This window comes from Variovorax paradoxus, assembly GCA_016806145.1.
Lineage (GTDB): Bacteria > Pseudomonadota > Gammaproteobacteria > Burkholderiales > Burkholderiaceae_C > Variovorax.
The window spans coordinates 2300458-2319854 of sequence record CP063167.1 but is presented as its reverse complement, the minus strand read 5'-3'; the positions used below and the strand labels follow the sequence as shown (position 1 = coordinate 2319854).

At 70.7% G+C, this 19397-nt stretch carries 15 protein-coding genes; 1 reads left to right on the top strand and 14 read right to left on the bottom strand.

From position 1 onward, the window contains the following. Positions 1–88: 88 nt before the first annotated feature. A complete protein-coding gene (locus INQ48_41905; protein QRF61913.1) occupies positions 89–3682 on the top strand; it encodes an ABC transporter ATP-binding protein in 3594 nt (1197 codons plus the stop codon). Positions 3683–3688: 6 nt separating this feature from the next. Here INQ48_41905 and INQ48_41900 read toward each other — a convergent pair whose 3' ends face one another. From INQ48_41900 to INQ48_41835, 14 genes are all read right to left on the bottom strand, one after another. Next, entirely contained in the window at positions 3689–5185 is a 1497-nt protein-coding gene (locus tag INQ48_41900; protein ID QRF61912.1) for an ABC transporter permease, read from the bottom strand. Positions 5186–5253: 68 nt separating this feature from the next. After that, entirely contained in the window at positions 5254–6084 is an 831-nt protein-coding gene (locus tag INQ48_41895; protein ID QRF61911.1) for an extracellular solute-binding protein, read from the bottom strand. A gap of 14 nt (positions 6085–6098) precedes the next feature. Then, complete coding sequence (locus tag INQ48_41890) at positions 6099–8018, bottom strand: molybdopterin biosynthesis protein (protein ID QRF61910.1); 1920 nt, start codon at positions 8016–8018, stop codon at positions 6099–6101. Between the two features lie 2 nt (positions 8019–8020). Continuing rightward, positions 8021–9268 (bottom strand): molybdopterin molybdotransferase MoeA, encoded by a 1248-nt coding sequence (locus INQ48_41885; protein QRF61909.1) that lies wholly within the window; start codon positions 9266–9268, stop codon positions 8021–8023. Between the two features lie 94 nt (positions 9269–9362). Beyond that, positions 9363–9764, bottom strand: coding sequence for a hypothetical protein (locus tag INQ48_41880; GenBank protein ID QRF61908.1), 402 nt, complete (start codon positions 9762–9764; stop codon positions 9363–9365). Continuing rightward, the gene (locus INQ48_41875) at positions 9761–11008 is read right to left on the bottom strand and encodes a formate dehydrogenase subunit gamma (GenBank protein QRF61907.1); all 1248 of its coding nucleotides are present in this window, start codon (positions 11006–11008) and stop codon (positions 9761–9763) included. The genes INQ48_41880 and INQ48_41875 overlap by 4 nt, the downstream gene beginning before the upstream one ends. A gap of 12 nt (positions 11009–11020) precedes the next feature. Continuing rightward, entirely contained in the window at positions 11021–11272 is a 252-nt protein-coding gene (locus INQ48_41870; protein ID QRF61906.1) for a hypothetical protein, read from the bottom strand. Further along, positions 11269–11889 carry a 4Fe-4S dicluster domain-containing protein gene (locus INQ48_41865; GenBank protein ID QRF61905.1) on the bottom strand — a complete coding sequence of 207 codons (621 nt, stop codon included), beginning with the start codon at positions 11887–11889 and terminating at the stop codon, positions 11269–11271. Before INQ48_41865 ends, INQ48_41870 begins: the two co-directional genes overlap by 4 nt. Before the next feature lie 9 nt (positions 11890–11898). After that, a complete protein-coding gene (locus INQ48_41860) occupies positions 11899–14886 on the bottom strand; it encodes a formate dehydrogenase subunit alpha (GenBank protein QRF63198.1) in 2988 nt (995 codons plus the stop codon). A 10-nt stretch (positions 14887–14896) separates the two neighbouring features. Continuing rightward, positions 14897–15127 carry a formate dehydrogenase gene (locus INQ48_41855; protein QRF61904.1) on the bottom strand — a complete coding sequence of 77 codons (231 nt, stop codon included), beginning with the start codon at positions 15125–15127 and terminating at the stop codon, positions 14897–14899. 99 nt (positions 15128–15226) lie between these two features. Continuing rightward, positions 15227–15844 carry a molecular chaperone TorD family protein gene (locus tag INQ48_41850; protein ID QRF61903.1) on the bottom strand — a complete coding sequence of 206 codons (618 nt, stop codon included), beginning with the start codon at positions 15842–15844 and terminating at the stop codon, positions 15227–15229. Next, positions 15841–17913 (bottom strand): 4Fe-4S binding protein, encoded by a 2073-nt coding sequence (locus INQ48_41845; GenBank protein ID QRF63197.1) that lies wholly within the window; start codon positions 17911–17913, stop codon positions 15841–15843. The genes INQ48_41850 and INQ48_41845 overlap by 4 nt, the downstream gene beginning before the upstream one ends. Further along, a complete protein-coding gene (locus INQ48_41840) occupies positions 17873–18508 on the bottom strand; it encodes a DUF3306 domain-containing protein (protein ID QRF61902.1) in 636 nt (211 codons plus the stop codon). The genes INQ48_41845 and INQ48_41840 overlap by 41 nt, the downstream gene beginning before the upstream one ends. Beyond that, the gene (locus INQ48_41835) at positions 18501–19091 is read right to left on the bottom strand and encodes a DUF3305 domain-containing protein (protein ID QRF61901.1); all 591 of its coding nucleotides are present in this window, start codon (positions 19089–19091) and stop codon (positions 18501–18503) included. Before INQ48_41835 ends, INQ48_41840 begins: the two co-directional genes overlap by 8 nt. Between the last annotated feature and the right edge of the window lie 306 nt (positions 19092–19397).

Genomic DNA, 19397 nt, shown 5'->3' with positions numbered 1-19397 from the left:
TCAACCCAGGATTGAAAAACCATCGCTTTCGCCGCGTGGCGCGATGCATGACGATGACGGCCTTACAGGAAGAACCGATCGCACCACCATGTATTTCGATATTCGACTTTGGCAATTGACGGCGGGCCTGCGCCTGCGCATGGCGGGGGGCATCGTGCTCGGCCTGCTGGCGCTGGCGGCCGGCATCGCGCGCTATGTGTTCCTCGGCCAGCTGCTGGCGCGCGTGTTCGACGGCGCGCCCCACGGCGACTGGATCGCGCCGGCGGCCTGCGCGGGCGCGATGGTGCTGCTGCGCGCACTGTTCGACCATCTGCGCACGGTGCAGGCCAACCGCGCCTCGGCCGAGGTGCAGCAGGCGCTGCGCGCGCGGCTGTACGACCGCATCGTGGCGCTGGGCCCGGCCTGGTTCGCCAACCAGCGCACCGGCGGCGTGATGTTGACGGTGGTCGATGGCGTGGAACAGCTGCAGACCTTCTTCGGCCAGTACCTGCCGCAGGTCGTGATCGCGGCCGCGGCGCCGTTCGCCATCTTCGCGGTCATCGCCTTCTGGGACCTGCCGACCGCGCTCGTCTTCCTGGTCGCGGCGCTGTTCGCGCTGTTCGGGCCGATGGCCGTCCACATGCTCGACAGCCGCGCGAGCCTGGCGCGCACGCGCTCGCTCAATGCGTTCGGCGAGGAGTTCCTCGATGCCGTGCAGGGCCTGCCCACGCTGAAGGCCTACGGCCAGGGCAAGACCTGGGGCGAGCGCCTCGCGGCCCGCGCGCGCAAGCTCTCGGACAACACCTTCTGGGTGCTGTCGGTGAGCCTGCTGACGCGCGGCATCAGCGACCTCGGCGTGGCACTCGGCGCCGCGCTGGCGCTGACCCTGGGTGCCTGGCGCGTGACGGCCGGCGACATGAGCGTGGAGGCCCTGCTGATCGTGCTGATGGCCGGCACCGAGATCTTCCGTCCGCTGCGCGAGCTGCGCTCCGTGCTGCACCGGGGCATGCTGGGCCAATCGGCCGCGGCCAGCATCCACGCGCTGATGGATGCGCAAGCGCCGACCGCTTCGCCCGACACGGCGCCGAACGCCGCCGGGCCCGCGCATCTCGCGCCCACCATCGAATTCGACGCCGTGGCCTTCTCCTACTCGCCGCAGCGCGCGGCCCACCAGGGCTTGTCGTTCCGCATCGCGGCCGGCGAGCGCGTGGGCATCGTGGGCCCGAGCGGGGTCGGCAAGTCCACCATCGTGCGGCTGCTGCTGCGCGAGTTCGTGCCGCAGTCGGGCACGGTGCGCGTGGGCGGCCATGACGTCAACGGCCTGGCCACACAGACCCTGCTGGGCCACATGGCGCTGGTGAGCCAGGACATCACGCTGTTCCACGGCACGCTCGACGACAACCTGCGCCTGGGGCGGCCCGATGCCACCCACGAGCAGGTGCGCGCCGCGGCGCGGGCCGCCAACATCGACGACTTCATCATGGCGCTGCCGCAGGGCTACGCCACCCAGGTCGGCGAACGCGGCCTGCAGCTCTCGGGCGGCCAGCGCCAGCGCGTGGCGATCGCGCGCGCCCTGCTGCGCGATGCGCCGATCCTGATCCTCGACGAGGCGCTGTCCTCGGTCGACACCGAGAACGAGGCGCTGATCCAGCAGGCGCTGGACCGCCTGATGGTCGGGCGCACCACGCTGATCCTCGCGCACCGGCTGGCCAGCATCATCGGTGCCGACCGCTGCCTGGTGCTCGATCAGGGACGCGTGGTCGAGGAAGGCCGGCATGCGGCGCTGATGCAGCAGCAGGGCCTCTACCACCGCCTGATGCACGAGCAGGCCGTGGGGCTGGCCGGCGCGACGCCCGCTCCGGTCGACGCGCAGGCCGCATCGGCGCGACGCGTGGCCACGGAAGAGGAGGGCGATCGCGGCCCCGCGCTGCGCCCGCTCGATGCCGACGCCGAGAAGGTCGGCTGGAAAGCCACGCTCGCCACCTTGCTGTCGGTGGTGCGGCCCTGGCGCGGCACGCTGATCGCCACCATCGCGCTGGGCGTGGCGCGCGTCGCGGCCTTCATCGGCGTCGGCGTGCTCAGCGCGCTGGTGGTGGCCGCGATCCGCGACGACCGAGACACCTCGGCGCTGATCGTCGGCCTGCTGGTCGCCGCGCCGCTGGCCGCGCTGTTCCACTGGCTCGAATCGTGGCTGGCGCACGCCATGGCCTACCAGCTGCTGGCCGACATGCGCGTCAAGCTCTACGACAAGCTCGAGCGGCTGGCACCGGCCTACCTGCTGCAGCGCCGCTCGGGCGACCTGGTCGCGCTGGCCACGCACGACGTGGAGATGGTCGAGTACTTCTACGCCCACACCATCGCGCCGGCCATCGTCTCGGTGCTGGTGCCGCTGTCGGTGCTGGGCTTCCTCGCGCTCTACAGCTGGCCCGTGGCGCTGGCGCTGCTGCCGTTCCTCGCCTATGCGCTGGTGTCGCCGATCCGCGGCCGCCGCCAGGTCGACGCGCTCGGCGACCGCGCCCGCCATGCGCTGGGCGAGATGAGCGCCCATACCGCCGAGACCATCCAGGGCCTGGCCGACCTGACCGCCTTCCAGGCCACGGGCCGGCGCCGCGCGCAGTTCCTCGAAGTCGCGGACCGCAGCCGCGCGCGGCGCCTCGACATCCTGAACGACCTGTCGCGCCAGACCGCCTGGTTCGAGATTGCGATGGGCCTCGGCGGCCTGGCCGTGGCAGTGGTCGGCGCGCTGCAGGTCGCGAGCGGTGCCTTGCCGGCCGGCATGATTCCGCTGCTGGTGCTGATCGCGCTCGCCACCTTCCTGCCGGTGTCGGAGATCTCGCAGGTCAGCCGCCAACTGGCCGACACCATCGCCGCCACGCGCCGCCTGCACGTGGTCGAGAGCGAACCCGAGCCCGTGGTCGACGGCCCGCTGCCGCCACCGACGGCCACCCACGGTCTGTCGCTGGCCTTCGAGCGCGTCTGCTTCGCCTATCCGGGCAAGGCGCAGGACACCCTGCATCAACTCAGCTTCGCGGTGCCGGCCGGTGCCACCGTGGCCGTGGTCGGCGCCTCGGGTGCCGGCAAGAGCACCGTGGCCAGCCTGCTGCTGCGCTTCTGGGATCCGCGCCAGGGCAGCGTGAAGCTCGACGGCGTGGACGTGCGCGAGCTGCGGCTCGACGGCCTGCGCGAACGCGTCGCGCTGGTGTCGCAGGACACCTACCTGTTCAACGACACGCTCGAAGCCAACATCCGCCTGGCGCGCCCCGATGCCAGCGGCGAGGAACTCGCGCTCGCGCTCGACCGCGCCGCGCTGACGGACTTCGTGCGCACCCTGCCCGAGGGCCTGGCCACCCGCGTCGGCGAACGCGGCATGCAGCTGTCGGGCGGTCAGCGCCAGCGCATCTCGATCGCGCGCGCCTTCCTCAAGAATGCGCCGGTGCTGATCCTCGACGAGGCCACCTCGCACCTGGACACGCTGTCGGAGCTGCAGGTGCGCGGCGCGCTCGATGCGCTGATGCGGCACCGGACCACGCTCGTGATCGCGCACCGGCTGTCGACCATCCGCGATGCCGACCTGATCCTGGTGATGGAGAACGGCACGCTGGCGGAGGCGGGCACGCACGACGAGCTGCTGCGGCGGCAGGGCGTGTACGCGAAGCTCGCGAGCCACCAGGGAGCGGCGCAGCCGCAACTGGCGCAAGCCTGAATCGGATCAGGAGGGCGGCCGCGACCAGCCGAGTTCGCCCTGCAGGAACTGCGCCGCCTCGGGCGGCAGGTCCGCGCCGTCGAAGAAGGGCCCCACGGGCCGCTCGACCACGATGCGGCCCGCCTGCAGGTAGGCCACCCGCGTCGCCAGGCGCTTGGCCTGGCCGAGGTTGTGCGTGCTCATCACCAGCGTCACGCCGCTGGCGGCCACCTCCTCGATGAGCGCCTCGATCTCGTTCTTGGCACCGGGGTCCAGGCTCGCGGTCGGTTCGTCGAGGAACAGGATGTCGGGCTGCAACGCCCAGGCGCGCGCCAGTCCCAGGCGCTGCTGCTGGCCCCCCGACAGCGCGCGGGCGGGCCGGGCCGCGTGCTCGAGCAGGCCCACGCGCGCCAGGGCCTCGCGGCAGCGTCCGGCGCGCTCGGCGGCGGGCACGCCCGACAGCCAAAGGCCGAGGCGGACATTGCGCGCCACCGAGAGGCTCAGCAGGAAGGGGCGCTGGAACAGCATGGCGGTGCGCGGCATGCGCCCCTCGGGCCGCAGCGGCAGGTGCGCGCAGCGGCCGTCGCAGGGCAGCAAGCCGTGCAGCACGCGCAGCAGCGTGGTCTTGCCCGAGCCGTTCGCGCCGACGAGAACCAGCCGGTCGCCGCGCGAGACGGTCAGCGAGGCATCCCGGAGCGCCACCAGCGCGCCGAAGCGCACCTCGGCATGCTCGGCCACGATCAGCGGTGCGGCATCGACGGCGATCGGCGGATGAGGAAGGGGCGATGGCGCGGCGGACTCCGGGCTCGGTCGCGCATCGGCGCGCAGCGGCCGGTTCGCGATCCACTGCAGCAGCCCGATCGCGCCATTGATCGCGCCGACCACGGCCAGCAGCACCAGGCCCAGCGCCAGCGCGAGCGCGAGATCGCCCTTGCTGGTCTCGAGCGCGATGGTGGTGGTCATCACGCGCGTGACGCCGGCGATGTTGCCGCCGACGATCATCACCGCGCCGACCTCGGCGATGGCGCGCGCGAAGGCCGTGAGCAGCACCGTGGCCACGCCCATGCGGTCGTGCACCAGCATCAGCAGGGCGGCCACGAGCGGCCGCGCGCCGAGCGAGCGCAACTGGTCCCCGCCCTCGGCCAGCGCCGCCAGCACGAGCCGGCGCGAGAGGGCGGCGATCAGCGGCGTGACGAGCACGCTCTGCGCCACCACCATCGCCGCGGGCGTGAACAGGATGCCGAGTTCGCCGAGCGGGCCCGAGCGCGAGAGCAGCAGGTACACCAGCAGGCCCACCACCACGGCAGGCAGCGCCAGCAGCGTGTTGACCAGCCACACGGCCAGCGCATGGCCCGGGAAGCGCGCCACCGCGAGCCAGGCGCCCAGCAGCAGGCCGACCAGCGCGCCGATCGCGCACGCGGTCGCGCTGACCTGCAGCGACAGCGCGGTGATGTGCACCAGCTCGGGGTCGGCGCCGACGATGAGCCGCCAGGCCAGTGCCCAGCCTTCGTTCATGGTGTTCATCGAAGCAGCGCCCCCGGCTCAGCCGCGAGAAGGCGTTGGCGGTCTCGTGCCGAGGAAGCCGGCGCCGCTCACTGGTTCGCGTTCGGGAAGAACAGCTGCTCGCCGTCGATCTTGTACGAGGCGACCACCGCCTGGCCGGCCGGCGACACGACCCAGTCGGAGAAGGCCTGGGCCAGGTCCTTCTTGACGTGCGGATGCTTCGCCGGGTTCACGACGATCACGCCGTATTGGTTGAAGAGTTCCTTGTCGCCCTCGACCACGATGCCCAGGTCGCCGCGGTTCTTGAAGCTCAGCCAGGTGCCGCGGTCGGAGAGCACGTAGGCATTGGTCGAGGCCGCGATGTTGAGCGCCTGGCCCATGCCGCAGCCGCACTCCTTGTAGCCGGCGGGCTTGGCGCTCGCGAGGTCGATGCCGGCCTGCTTCCACTGGCGCAGCTCGGCCGAGTGGGTGCCGCTCTTGTCGCCGCGCGAGATGAAGGCGGCGCCCGTGGCGCCGAGCCGCTTGAGCGCGGCCGCGATGTCCTTGCCGCGCGCGCCGGCCGGGTCGGACTTCGGGCCGATCAGCACAAAGTCGTTGTACATGACAGGCCGGCGGGGCAGCCCGAAGCCCTCGGCGACGAACTTCTCCTCGGCCGGCTGGTCGTGCACGAACAGCGCGTCGGCATCGCCGCGGCGCGCCATGTCGAGCGCCTGGCCCGTGCCCACGGCCACCACGCGCACCGCGATGCCCGAGGCCTGCGTGAACTGCGGCAGCAGGTGCTTGAAGAGGCCCGACTGCTCCGTGGAGGTGGTCGAGGCCAGCACGATGAACTTGTCCTGCGCCTGGGCGAGGGGCGCGAGCAGGGCGCCGGCAAGAACGCCGGCGAGGGCGAGAAGGGTGGAGCGTTTGCGCGCGTTCATGAATGACGTTCCTTTCAATGGGGCGGATCGACGCGAAAGCCCAGCCGGCCGAGCGCCTCGCGCGCCGCGGCCGATTGCAGCAGGGCCACGAAGGCCTGCACCGGCGCGCGCGCCAGCCGGGCCTTGGGCACCACGAAGTCGTAGCGTTCTTCCTGCACCGGGATGAAGCCCAGGCCGTACTGCCGCGCGACCGTGTCGATGGCCAGGCCCCAGTCGGCGCGCTGCTGGGCCACGGCGACGGCGACCGCGTTGTGCGACTTGGTCTGCACGCCGTAGCCGGGCGGCTTGGCGCTGCCGAGCAGGCGGTCGATGAGGATGCGCGTGCCGCTGCCGGCATTGCGGTTGACCATGGTGCAGCCGGGTTCCGCGATGGCGCCGGCGATTGCCGCGGCGGCGTCGCGGCCCTCGAAGCGCGCATCGCCGGGGCGGTAGACGACGCCCTGCATGCGGCCATAGCCGGCGATCAGTTCGAGCTCCGGCGTGAGCAGCGGCCGGTTGTAGACGCCGGTGGCCGGGTCCATCAGGTGGATGCCGGCCAGGTCGCACTCGCCGCGCCGGGCCGCCATCAGCCCGCCCGTGCTGCCCACGTTCATGGCCTTGATGCGCACGCCCTGGCGCATCAGCTCGCCGGCCAGCCAGTCGAGGCCCACGCAATGGCTGCCGATGAGGATCAGGTCCGCGGGGTCGAGCCCCTGGCCCAGCAACTGCACCTGCACCGGCGCGCCGGCGTCGACGATCTCGGTGTGCTGGCCGATGGTGATGAAGCCATCGGCGCTGCTGAAGGTGGTGACCGAGCCCGAGCCCTTGCCCATGGGGTAGGCGGCCAGACCCTCGTCCGTGGGCACCAGGCCCACCAGCAGGTATTCGGTGCGGCCGCGCTCGGAATTGATGCGCATCGGCAGCGTGGCCGCGACATGTTCGCGCCGCTCCGGCGGCAGGCCCGCGAAGGCGCGGATCACGGGCGCCAGGAATTCATGGAAGGTGAACACCGCCGAGGTCGGGAAGCCCGGCAGGATCACGACCGGCTTGCCACCCGTGACGGCCAGGCACACCGGCTTGCCGGGCTTGAGCGCCACGCCGTGCGCCACCACGCCCGGATCGCCGAGCGCGGCGACCACGCGGTAGGAGAGGTCGCCTTCGCCCTTGGAGGTGCCGCCCGAGAACACCACGGCATCGCATGCCAGTCCGCGCGCGAGCGCGGCCGACAGGGCCGCCTCGTCGTCCGGGATCACACCCAGGCGCACCGGCAGCCCGCCGAGCTCCTCGACGGCCGCGCTGATGATCGCGGCGTTGGAGTCGTACACCGCGCCCGTGGGCAGCGGCGCGCCGGGCGCGACGATCTCGTTGCCGGTGGAGAAGATCGCCACGCGCGGCTTGCGGTGCACATCGACCTCGGCCAGGCCGAGCGCCGCGAGCACGCCGATCTCGCGCGAACTCAATCGCTGTCCGCCGCGCAGCACCGTCTCGCCGCGCGCGATGTCGGTGCCGGCATAGCTGACGTTCTCGCTCTCGGTCACCGCGCGGCGGATCTGCACCTGGCCGTCCTCGGCATCGGTGTGCTCCACCATCACCACCGCATCGGCGCCGCGCGGCAGCATGCCGCCGGTGGCGATCGAGGTCGCGCGGCCGCTCGTCACTTCGCGCCGCGGCACGATGCCGGGCGCCAGCGTCTCGTCGGCGAGCGCCAGGGAGCGCGCCTGCTCCTCCATCGCGCCCCAGGTGTCGGCGGCCCGCACGGCGAAGCCGTCGACGTTGGAGCGGTCGAAGCCCGGCACGTCGATGGCGGCCACCACGTCGTCGGCCAGCACACGGCCCAGCGCCTCGTGCAGCGGAATCGTCTCGCTGCCCAGCGGAGAGAGTTTGAGGTGCTCGCGGAAGCGGCGTTCGGCCTCGTCGCGCGTGACGACATCGAGGAATTGCGATTGGGGTTTCACGGTCAGTCGTAGAAATGGACGGTCACTTCGGTCCCGGGACCGAAGCCTTCGCTTTCGGCGGGGGCGACCACGAAGCCGTCGGCCCGCGTGGTCGAGCTCAGCACGGAGGCGCCCGAGAGCGCGAGCGGCTCCACGCCGGCCTCGCCGATCTTCACGCGCACATAGTCGACGCGCCCCACCTGCGAGACGATCTTGCGCGCCACGGTGGCGCGCGCCTGGCGATAGGGCCAGTCGGCGGGTCGGCCGCCGATGCGGCGGATCGCGCGGCCCGCGAAGAAGTCGTAGGCGCACAGGCAGGACACCGGGTTGCCCGGCAGCAGGAAGACCAGCGCATCGCCAATGCGCCCCATGCCCGCCGGGCTCGAGGGCCGCATCGCGATGCCGTGGATCGCGAGCTCGCCGAGCTCGGCCAGCAGGCGCGGCGCATGGTCCTCGGCGCCCACGCTGGAGCCTCCCGACACCAGCACCACGTCGGCGCCCGCGGCGGCCAGCGCCTGCGCGATGACCCGCGGGTCGTCGCCGAGCCGCTGGTGCGACTCGAGCACGCCGCCATCGCGCGCGACCAGGCCGCGCAGCGTCATCGAGTTGGCGTCGTAGATTTCGTAGGGGCCCTTGGCCGTGCCGGGCGCCCGCACCTCGTTGCCGGTCACGAGCAGGCGCACGCGTGGCCGACGAACGACATCCAGCTGCGCCAGACCCAGCGAAGCAGCCAGGCCCGCGTCCTGCGGGCGCAACCGGCGGCCCGCGGCCAGGGCGGCGCTGCCGCGCGCGATGTCCTCGCCGACATGGCCCACGTGCTGGCCGGGCGCGACGGCGCGCGTGATGCTCAGGCGCCCGTCCTGCTCGCTCGCGTACTCGGCGGGCACCACGGCATCGAGGTCGGCCGGCACGGGCGCGCCGGTCATGATGCGGACGGCCGCGCCCGCGGGCACGGCGCCATCGAAGGGCCGGCCCGGCCAGGCGTGGCCGACGACCGGGAACATCAGCGGGTTGTATTCGCCGGAGCCGGTGGTCTCGCCGCCGCGCAGCGCATAGCCGTCCATGGCGGCACGATCGAACTCGGGCACCGCGATCGGCGCGATCAGGTCGTTCAGCAGCACGCGCCCCGTGGCATCGTCGACCGCGACCGATTCGCCCGGCAGCAGCGGCGTGTGGGCATCGATCCAGGCGAGGGCGGTGGGAACTTCGGCGCGCTGCGTGAAGCCGCGCATGCGTACATCGGGCGAGACGGATCGTTCGGGTGGGAGCATCGAGGCCAGTATAGGAGTTGGATGCCGCCAGCCTTGCTCGCCGGGGACCATCACCGGTCGGCCCGCGCCGACGCTTGCGCGCCGCGCGGCCAGCTCACTTCTTGGGAGCGGGATGGACCTCGGACGAGGGCTGGTTCGCGCTCGGCGGCGATGCCGCCGTGGGAGCCGGCGAGTGCGCGCCAGAAGCTTCGATCGGCTTGGCCTCGGTCGGTGCCGCCGCGGCGACGTAAGGACCGGGATCGGCGCAGGCCGGCGTCGCGGGCGCAGCCGGCACCGTCTTGCCGGCGGCCTGGGCGCTCGCGCGATACTTGGCCGCGACCTGGTCCTGCGCCTTGCACAGCAGGTAGGCGTCGACCTTGCCGCTCCACGCGGTGCGGGCCGCGGTATCGGCGGCCTTGGCCTGGGCTTCGGGACCGAGCGGCGGCAGCTTCGCGAAGGCCGAGGACGAAGCCAGCGCCAGCGTGAGCGCGCCCTGGAGGATCAGCGTTTGCTTCATGCGGAGGTTCCTTGCACGGTCACCGGCCGCGCGGGGGCCGATGCGTCGGACGGGGTCGAGCGCTGCGCCGGAATCTTGCCGGCCGCGATGTCGTCGTACCAGAGCTTGTGGTGCTCGCGCGCCCAGGTCTCGTCGACATAGCCTTCGCGCATCGCCTTGTAGGCACCGGTCATGCCGAGCGTGCCGATGTAGATGTGGCCCATGATCATCGCCATCATCAGCAGCGTGGCCACCGCATGCACCATGTGCGCGACCTGCATCTCGCCGCGCGTGTAGACGAAGCCCGGCAGCAGCTTGTCGAGGAACAGGCCCGAGCCGATCACGATGCTGCCGAGGAACAGCACGCCGCCCCAGAACACCGCCTTCTCGCCCGCGTTGAAGCGGTGCGACGCGGGCTCCTTGCCGCCGAACAGGCCGCCGCCGTGCCTGAGCCAGGTGAAGTCCTCCTTGCGCGGCCAGTTGCTGCGGATGAAGGTGAAGATCATGAACAGCGTGGTCACGACGAACAGCGGCCCGACGAAGTTGTGCACGGTCTTCAGCACGTAGGCGAGGTAGCCGAACAGCGAGCTGCCGAGTATCGGCAGCAGGAAGAACTTGCCGAAGGCCATCACGATGCCCGAGATGGCGAGCGTGACGAAGGCGATGGCGTTCGACCAGTGCGTGGCGCGCTCGAAGGGCGTGAAGCGCTCGATCTTGCGGCCGGTCTCGGGCTCGTGCAGCCGGATGGTTCCGCGCGTGAAGTAGAAGATCGCGAGCGCCAGCAGCGTGACGAAGAGCAGGGCGGCGCCGTAGGGAATGATCCAGTTGTTGCGCACCTGGCGCCAGGCCTCGCCGGCGTTGGTGAAGCGCGAGCCCGGGTACTGCACGAAGCGCTGGATCAGGTTGCCGGCCTCGGGCGCCTCGCTCGCCGGCAGGCTGCTGTAGCCCGTGACGCCGCCGCTCACCTGGCGCCACATCGGCGCGTTGTTGCCGGGCTGGACCTTGTTGCGCTCGCCGTTGGTCTGGTTCAGGTAGTTCGGGTCGGCGCTGGCCTCGGGCTTGACGTCGAAGATGTTCTGGCTGCGGATGCCCGCGCCGGCCTGCGGCGCAGGCGCCGTCGCGGGGGCGACCGCGGGGGCCGGCTCGGTGACGGCGCCGCCCGCGGCCGGCGTGGCGCCCTGTGCCAGCGCCACCGCCGCGCAGCCCAGCAGCGCGGTCGTCAACAGCGCCTTGAACGCTGGCCTGATGCTGATGGTGACGCTCATGCGGCCTCCGGCTCAGTTCTCTCGGGTGTATTCGTTCTGGCCGTTCGAGCGGAGCTTGATCTGCTGCTCCCATGCCGTCTTGTCGCCGACCTTCCAGCCCGGTGCGGTGAAGACCGTGCCGGTGTTGGTCTGCGTGCCGGTCCCGCTCCAGGGCACGGCGTCGTGCTTGACGCCCTCGGCATTCGTCTGCGGCTTCTCGCCGCAGGCAGCAAGCAGCACCGCGCCCGAAGCAAGTGCCACGAAGACCAGCGCCGCGCGCTTCACTTCTTCTCTCCGGTGGTCGGCGTGCCGGCCTGCTGCGAACCGTAGGCCGTGCCCCAGCCCCAGACTTCGGCGCCCGTGCCGCGATGCAGCACGCGGGTGCGGAAGATGTCGGCCACCACGTCGCCGTCGCCGGCCAGCAGTGCCTTGGTCGAGCACATCTCGGCGCAGGCCGGCAGCTTGCCCTCGGCCAGGCGGTTGCGGCCGTACTTCTCGAACTCGGCCTCGGAGCCGTTGGCCTCGGGGCCGCCGGCGCAGAAGGTGCACTTGTCCATCTTGCCGCGCGCGCCGAAGGTGCCCTGCGACGGGAACTGCGGCGCGCCGAACGGGCAGGCGTACGAGCAGTAGCCGCAGCCGATGCAGACGTCCTTGTCGTGCAGCACCACGCCCTCCTCGGTGCGGTAGAAGCATTGCACGGGGCACACGGCCATGCAGGGCGCGTCGGAGCAGTGCATGCAGGCCACCGAAATCGACTTCTCGCCCGGCAGGCCGTCGTTGAGCGTGACCACGCGGCGGCGGTTCACGCCCCAAGGCACCTCGTTCTCGTTCTTGCAGGCCGTGACGCAGCCGTTGCATTCGATGCAGCGTTCGGAATCGCAGACGAACTTCATTCTTGCCATGGTGATTCCTTATGCTTTCTCGATGTTGCAGACCGTGGTCTTGGTCTCTTGCATCATGGTGACGCTGTCGTAGCCGTAGGTGGTGCTGGTGTTGATCGCCTCGCCGCGCACGATCGGCGCCGCGCCCTTGGGGTAGTAGGCGAGCAGGTCCGCGCCCTGCCAGTGGCCCGAGAAGTGGAAGGGCATGAAGACCGTGTCGGGTCCCACGCGCTCGGTCACCATGGCCTGCACGTTGAGCTTGGCGCCGGTGGGCGTGTGCACCCAGGCCCGCTCGCCGTTGCGGATGTTCTTCTCGGCCGCCACCTTCGGATTGATCTCGATGAACATCTCCTGCTGCAGCTCGGCCAGCCAGGGGTTGGAGCGGGTTTCCTCGCCGCCGCCCTCGTATTCCACGAGCCGGCCCGAGGTCATGATGTACGGGAACTTCTCGGCCACCTTGTCGGCCAGGTTCTTCTGCTGCACCGTCTTGTAGAGCGTGGGCAGGCGCCAGAACGCCATCTTGTCGTCATGCGTCGGGTACTTCACGGCCAGGTCGGGCCGGGTGCCGTAGAGCGGCTCGCGGTGCTGCGGAATGCCGTCGGGGAAGTTCCACACCACGGCCCGCGCCTTGGCATTGCCGAAGGGATGGCAGCCGTGGTTCTTCATGAACACGCGGATCATGCCGCCCGAGCTGTCGGTCTTCCAGTTCTTGCCCTCGGCCTTCGGCTTCTCGGCGTCGGTCAGTTCGTCCCACCAGCCGAGCTTCTTGAGCAGCATGTGGTCGAGCTCGGGATAGCCGGTCGTGATGTCGGCGCCCAGCGAGTACGAGCCGTCCTCGGCCAGCAGGTTCTTGCCGTTGCGCTCCACGCCGAAGTTCGCGCGGAAGTTGCCGCCGCCGTCCATCACGTGCTTGGACGGGTCGTAGAGGTTCGGCGAGCCCGGGTGCTTGAGCTCGGGCGTGCCGTAGCAGGGCCAGGGCAGGCCGTAGTAGTCGCCCGAGATGTCGTAGCCGTTGACCTTGTCCTTGACCGCGCCCTTGGCCTTGAGCGTGCGCACGTCGAAGGCGGCCATGTTGCGCATGTGCGCCTGCAGCCGCTCGGGACTCTGGCCCGAGTAGCCCACGGCCCAGCAGCACTTGTTGATCTCGCGCAGGATGTCGTCGGGCACGGGCTCGTCCATGCCCTTGACCTTCTGCATCTTGAAGTTCTTGCTGAGTTCCTTGCCGAAGCCCAGGCGGTCGGCGAACTGCTGCATGATCATGTGGTCGGTGCGGCTCTCCCACAGCGGCTCGATGACCTTCTCGCGCCACTGGATCGACCGGTTCGACGCCGTGACCGAGCCGCTGGTCTCGAACTGCGTGCAGGCCGGCAGCAGGTAGACCGCGCGGTTCGCGTTCGCGTCCTCGGGCCGCCCCGGCATCGCGGCCATCGCCGCGGTTGCGGAAGGATAGGGATCGACCACGACCAGCAGGTCCAGCTTGTCCATGGCGCGCTTCATCTCGAGACCGCGGGTCTGCGAGTTGGGCGCATGGCCCCAGTAGAAGACGCCGCGCAGGTTCGAGTCCTGGTCGATCAGCTCGTTCTTCTCGAGCACGCCGTCGATCCAGCGCGACACCGTGATGCCGGGCTTGGTCATCATCGCGGGCGAGGCGAAGCGGCCCTTGATCCAGTCGTAGTCCACGCCCCAGGTCGCGGCGAAATGCCGCCACGAGCCTTCGACCAGGCCGTAGTAGCCGGGCAGCGAATCGGGGTTCGGGCCGACGTCGGTCGCGCCCTGCACGTTGTCGTGGCCGCGGAAGATGTTGGTGCCGCCGCCCGACTTGCCCACGTTGCCGAGCGCGAGCTGCAGGATGCACGAGGCGCGCACGATGGCGTTGCCGATCGTGTGCTGGGTCTGGCCCATGCACCAGACGATGGTGCCGGGCCGGTTCTCGTTGAGCATCGTGGCGACCTTGAGCACCTGCGCCTCGCTGACGCCGCAGGCCTCCTCGACCTTGTCGGGCGTCCACTTGCTCATCACTTCCGCGCGCACTTCGTCCATGCCGTAGACGCGGTCGTTGATGTAGCGCTTGTCTTCCCAGCCGTTCTTGAAGATGTGGTGCAGCAGGCCGAACAGGAAGGCGATGTCCGAGCCCGAGCGGATGCGCACGTACTCGTGGGCCTTGGCCGCCGTGCGCGTGAAGCGCGGGTCGACCACGATCATCTTGCAGCCGTTCTCCTTGGCATGCAGCATGTGCAGCATGCTCACCGGGTGGGCTTCGGCCGCGTTCGAGCCGATGTACATCGCGACCTTCGCATTGCGCATGTCGTTGTACGAATTGGTCATGGCGCCGTAGCCCCAGGTGTTGGCCACGCCAGCGACCGTGGTCGAGTGGCAGATGCGCGCCTGGTGGTCGCAGTTGTTGCTGCCGAAGAAGCTCACGAACTTGCGCAGCAGGTAGGCCTGCTCGTTGCTGTGCTTGCTCGAGCCGATCCAGTAGATGGCGTCGGGGCCGCTGGCCTTGGTGAGTTCCTTGAGCTTGGCGGTGATCTCGTCGAGCGCGGTGTCCCAGCTGATGCGCTCGTACTTGCCGTTCACGAGCTTCATCGGGTAGCGCAGGCGGAACTCGCCGTGGCCGTGCTCGCGCAGCGCGGCGCCCTTGGCGCAATGGGCGCCGAGGTTGATCGGCGAGTCGAACACCGGCTCCTGCCGCACCCAGACACCGTTCTCGACCACCGCGTCCGAGGCGCAGCCGACCGAGCAGTGCGAGCAGACCGTGCGCTTGACCTCGATCTTGCCGGCGCCGATGGCCACGGGGCGGCCGTCGGCGGCGCGCGACTTCTGGATCAGCGTGAGCTGGCTCGCGGCGAGGCCCACGCCGACGCCCAGGCCCGAGCGGCGCAGGAAGGCGCGCCGGTCCATGGTCGGCAAGGCGTTCGCGAGGCCGCGCCGCAGGCTGTGGACGAAGGGCGACGATGCCGTGGCGGGATCGGCGGCGTGTGCGCGCGTGGCGTGGGGGGATTTCTTGGTCAGAAGCACCATGGACTCCTCAGGCCGAAGCGGTCTTGTAATAACGCTGGACGTGCTCGCTCAACGAATAGCCGCCGCCTTTTTCGGGCGGGGGCGGCAGGGAGGAGGGGGCGTCGGCGGTGTCGACGGGTGTCTCGACGACCTTCGGCAGCGCGGTGACGGCCGCCACGGCGGCGCCGGCGGTGGCGGCACCGAGGAAGAATCCTCGGCGGGATGCCGGCTTGAGGCCGGTGTCTTGGCTATCCTGCATGATGGCTCCAGGAGTGGCTAGGCTCGACGCGATGGCATCCGTCGGTGCCGCTCGATACTAGACGAGCGGGCATCGACGGGCAACCCGGATTCCCCTCCCTCATGCCAGCATGTCGAAGGCCTGGGCCTCGACCTCGCCGAACGCGCGGGTGAAGATGGCCAGCGCCGCATAGAAGCGCGCCTGGGGATGCCGAGATACTGCATCGCACAAATCGCCCAGGAAGGGCTGGATGTGCTTCGAGAAAATAGCCTGTTGTTGTGTAAGGTTGGCGACTTCCACATCGTCGCCCGCGATCAGGTAGCGCATGACCTCGAACAGGCAGGCGATGTGGTCCTCGGTCTCGTAGGTGCTTTCCGCGCGCGCGAGGCCCAGGCGGTCGAGGTCGTTGCGCAGCTGCACCAGCGGCTTGTCGTTGAGGAAGCCGCTCAGGTAGTGCGAACCGAACAGCAGCACCTCGGGCTTGCCGAGGCCGCCGAAGAGCGCGTCGTACTCCTCGCGCGCCGCGGCCGTGCTGGTGTCGCGCGCCACGCCGACCAGCTGGCGCCACGGCTCCTCCAGGAACGAGCCCGCGGCCGGCGCCTCGGTCGGCGCGACCTGGAAGGCCTGCAGCAGCTCGGCATCGGGGGCGGCGTACCACAGGCGCGCCAGCAGGCCGTAGAGTTCGGCGCGCGCCACCTCCTCGTCGAGTGCCGATGACACCGGAAAGGCTTCGTTCATAGCGGCGCGATCTTCACTTCGTTGGTAGCGCTGTAGAGGTCGATGACCCGGCAGTCGCTGCACATCTTGAGGCGCTCCAGCGCCTCGCCCTGGAACATCGCATGGCCGGCGAGCTTGCCGAGCATGGCCTCGATCGCCTTCTGCGTGCCGAAGGGCTTGCTGCAGCGGATGCAGGCCCAGGGCTTGGCTTCGTTGAGGACCACGGGCTGCTTGCGCTCGGGCGCGACCAGCAGCCGCGGCACCAGCGAGACCGCGTCCTCGGGGCAGGTGGTCTCGCACAGGCCGCATTGCACGCAGTTCTTCTCGATGAAGCGCAGCTGCGGCGCCGTCTGGCTGTCGAGCAGCGCGCCCGACGGGCAGGCGCCCACGCAGGCCAGGCACAGGGTGCACTTGTCCTTGTCGACCGCGATGGCGCCGAGCGGGGAGCCCGCGGGCAGCTCGACGACCAGCGGTGCCTCCGCCTGCACGGCGGGGGCCGCGCCCGTCAGGTGGTCGAGCGCCATCTCGAGCCGGCCGCGCTTGTCCGCGCCGACCGCGAAACGGGCCGGGGTCGCGGGCAGGCGCTGCGTGGTGGTGCGCAGCTCGGCCAGCGCGGCATCCAGCACGGCCGTCGAGTCCGCCTCGATCAGGCGGAAGTGCGTGCCCGTGTAGCCCAGGCCGCGCAGCAGCGCCTGCGCGATCTCCATCTGCTTGCGCAGCGCCGCGAGGTACTGCGGCGCCTCCTCGCCGGTACAGAGCACCGCCACCTGCGAGGCGCCGAAGGCGATCGCGCCGAGCCACAGGTCGATGCCCGTGCTCGCGGCATGAAAGAGCCCCACCGGGATCACGCGCGCGGGCACGCCCTGGGCCGTGCCGAGCTGCGCCTGGCGGCCGAGCCGCTCGATCAGCGCCTGGCCGGACTCCTGGCTGTGCAGCAGCAGCGCAGCGTCGCGGCCGCCCGCGGCCGTGTAGGCGCCGAGCAGCTTGCGCAGCTTGAGCCCCTGGTCGGGCGCGCGCGGGTAGGTGTAGCCCAGCGCGCCCGACGGGCACACGGTGGTGCAGGCGCCGCAGCCGACGCACAGGTTCGGGTTGACGACGATGCGCTGCCGCTCCTTGTCGCTGGCAATGGCGTGCGCCGAGCACACCTCGACGCAGGCGTTGCAGCCGACCACCTCGTTGCGGCTGTGCGCGCAGAGGTTCTGCCGGTAGTCGAAGAACTTGGGCTTCTCGAACTCGCCGACCAGCTCGCGCAGCCGCAGCAAGGTCTGCAGGCCCTCGGCATGCGCGACGCCGCCCGGCAGGTGGAAATAGCCCTGCGGCGGCGCGTGCCAGTCGATCAGCGGCGCGGCGCCCAGGTCCAGCACGAGGTCGAAGGCCGCGTCGAAGGCCTGGGGCGCGCGCGAGAAGTCGATCGCCCCGGCCACCTTGCAGGCGCGCTCGCAATCGCGGTGCAAGGTGCAGCGCGCGCTGTCGATCTGGTAGTCCAGGCCGATCGCCTGTTCGGGGCAGGCCACCACGCAGGCATCGCAGCGCGTGCACAGGTCGAGGTCGATGGGGTTGTCGCGCGTCCAGCGCAAGGTGAAGGCACCGAGCCAGCCCGCGAGCGAATCGATGCGCCCCGCGATCACCGGCCAGCGCCGCTCCTGCGCGCCGCCGGCCACGCCCGGGCCCTGCGCCCACAGCGTCACGTCGAGCGCGTCGCCGACCAGCGCCGCGGCGCGCTCGGCCTCGTCGAGCGGCCCGACGATCAGCAGCCGGCCCTGGCTGTTGTAGCTCACGGTCGAGACCGGATCGGGCTCGGGCAGGCTCGCGGCCGCAAGCAGCGCGGCGATCTTCGGCATCGCGTTCTTCGCATCGCGGCTCCAGCCGCCCGTCTCGCGGATGTTGACGAAGCGGATCGGCGAACTCGCGCCGGGCGTCTGCGTGGCGAGCTCGCCGAACAGCCGCTTCTCCTGCGTGCAGGCGACCACCACGTCGTCGCCGGACTGGATCGCGCGCTGGAAGGCGGGCGCTTCGCGGCGGCACAGCGCCGAATGCAGGGGGAGGGTTTCAGCCAGTGCCGTGCCGATCGTCTTCGGCTCGAGCGGCATCGTCTGGTTGCAGTCGCAGATCAGCGTGGTGGTCATCGGTCTCTTGGCTGGCTGGTTGCACGGCGGCAACTGGCGGGCTGGGGAGTTCCCCGGGGTTCTCGGACTGTGCCACGTCCTCCGTCCCCACGGCTTCGGGGGTTTCCGGGGGCATTTCCTCGGGCTCCTCGTCGAAGAGCTTGAGGAACTTGGCACTCGCCATCTGGCGCAGCATGCCGTCGGGGATCGGCATGGGCTTGGAGTAGTCGTCGACGTAGGTGTCGAGGCCGTCCATCACGTTGAAGTGCGGATCGGAGAAGAGCTTGCGGAAGGCCGCGTTCTTGACTTCGGGCGCCACGCCCTTGGCCACGAACGGCTTGTAGTCGGACTCGATGCCGAGCCCTTCCACGTCCGCGAGCGTCAGCGGTGGCGCCGTCTCCACATCGCCTTGCGCAACCGGGGCGGGATCGGCGGCATCGGTGCGTGGAGCCGGGACCGGCTCGGCGGCCGGCGCCGGGGAGGGCGCGAGTTCCGGCGCGGCCTTCGCTTCGACGGCGGCCTCGGTCTCCCGCACCTCCTGCTTGCGCCGCGACCAGCGTCCGAGAAAACCCTCAGACATCGCCGGCTCCCCGCCCGCGCTTCTTCTCGGTCGTCACGCTCGCGGCATTGCCGAAGCGGTCGACCAGCGACCGGAAGCTCTCGGGCCGGCGCCGCCGCTTGGGCTCGATCACGTAGTGCTCGTCGACGAAGGCGCGCACCCACTCGACCACCTCCGCGGGCGCCGGCACCTGCTCGACGGTTTCCTGCGCGTCGAGCCAGCGTCCGGCCTCGTAGTAGCTGAGCGTCACCACCACCGGCCGCGGGATCGGTTCCGGCGCCAGCGTTGCTTCCTCGTCCATGCGCCAGAGCACGAACCAGCACGGCGTCGGCGTGATCGCGTTGAGGTGGTAGCCCTCGGCTTCGTCGCGGAACAGTTCGACCTTGAAGCCCGGATGCAGCCAGCGCTGCTCGCCGTCCTGGTCCTGCAGCAGGCGCGGCTCGGTGCCGAAGCCGGGTTCGTCGGGCAGCACGCTGTCGAGCGTCCAGCGCCACGGTTGCCAGTGGGCGGACGGACCATGCAGCCGCTCGCGGCGCATGAGCACCGCGACGTCGAGCGTCGGGCGGCCGGTGGGCGCGGCCGCGGGAGTTTCGGGGGTAGGCATCGAGCGAACGATAGCCGATCGCCGCCCCGTCTCTTCGGGCGGCGGGCATGGGGACATCGGGTAGCATGCCGCGCAGACCCATACAAGAGAGATGACGAGTTGCCCGGAACCCCTCGGGCCGCTCGGCGGCACGGTCGCATCGGGAGCCACCCGATCGCCATGTCGCAACAAGTTGACCACGATCAATGACCTTGCCTCCGGCATTCGTCAGCATCGCCACTCGACCCGGTGGCGCGGCAGGCCCCAACCTTTCCCGACGCGCGGATCGTGCCGCCGTCGGCGCCATGCGGGTCCCGGCCCTTTTCC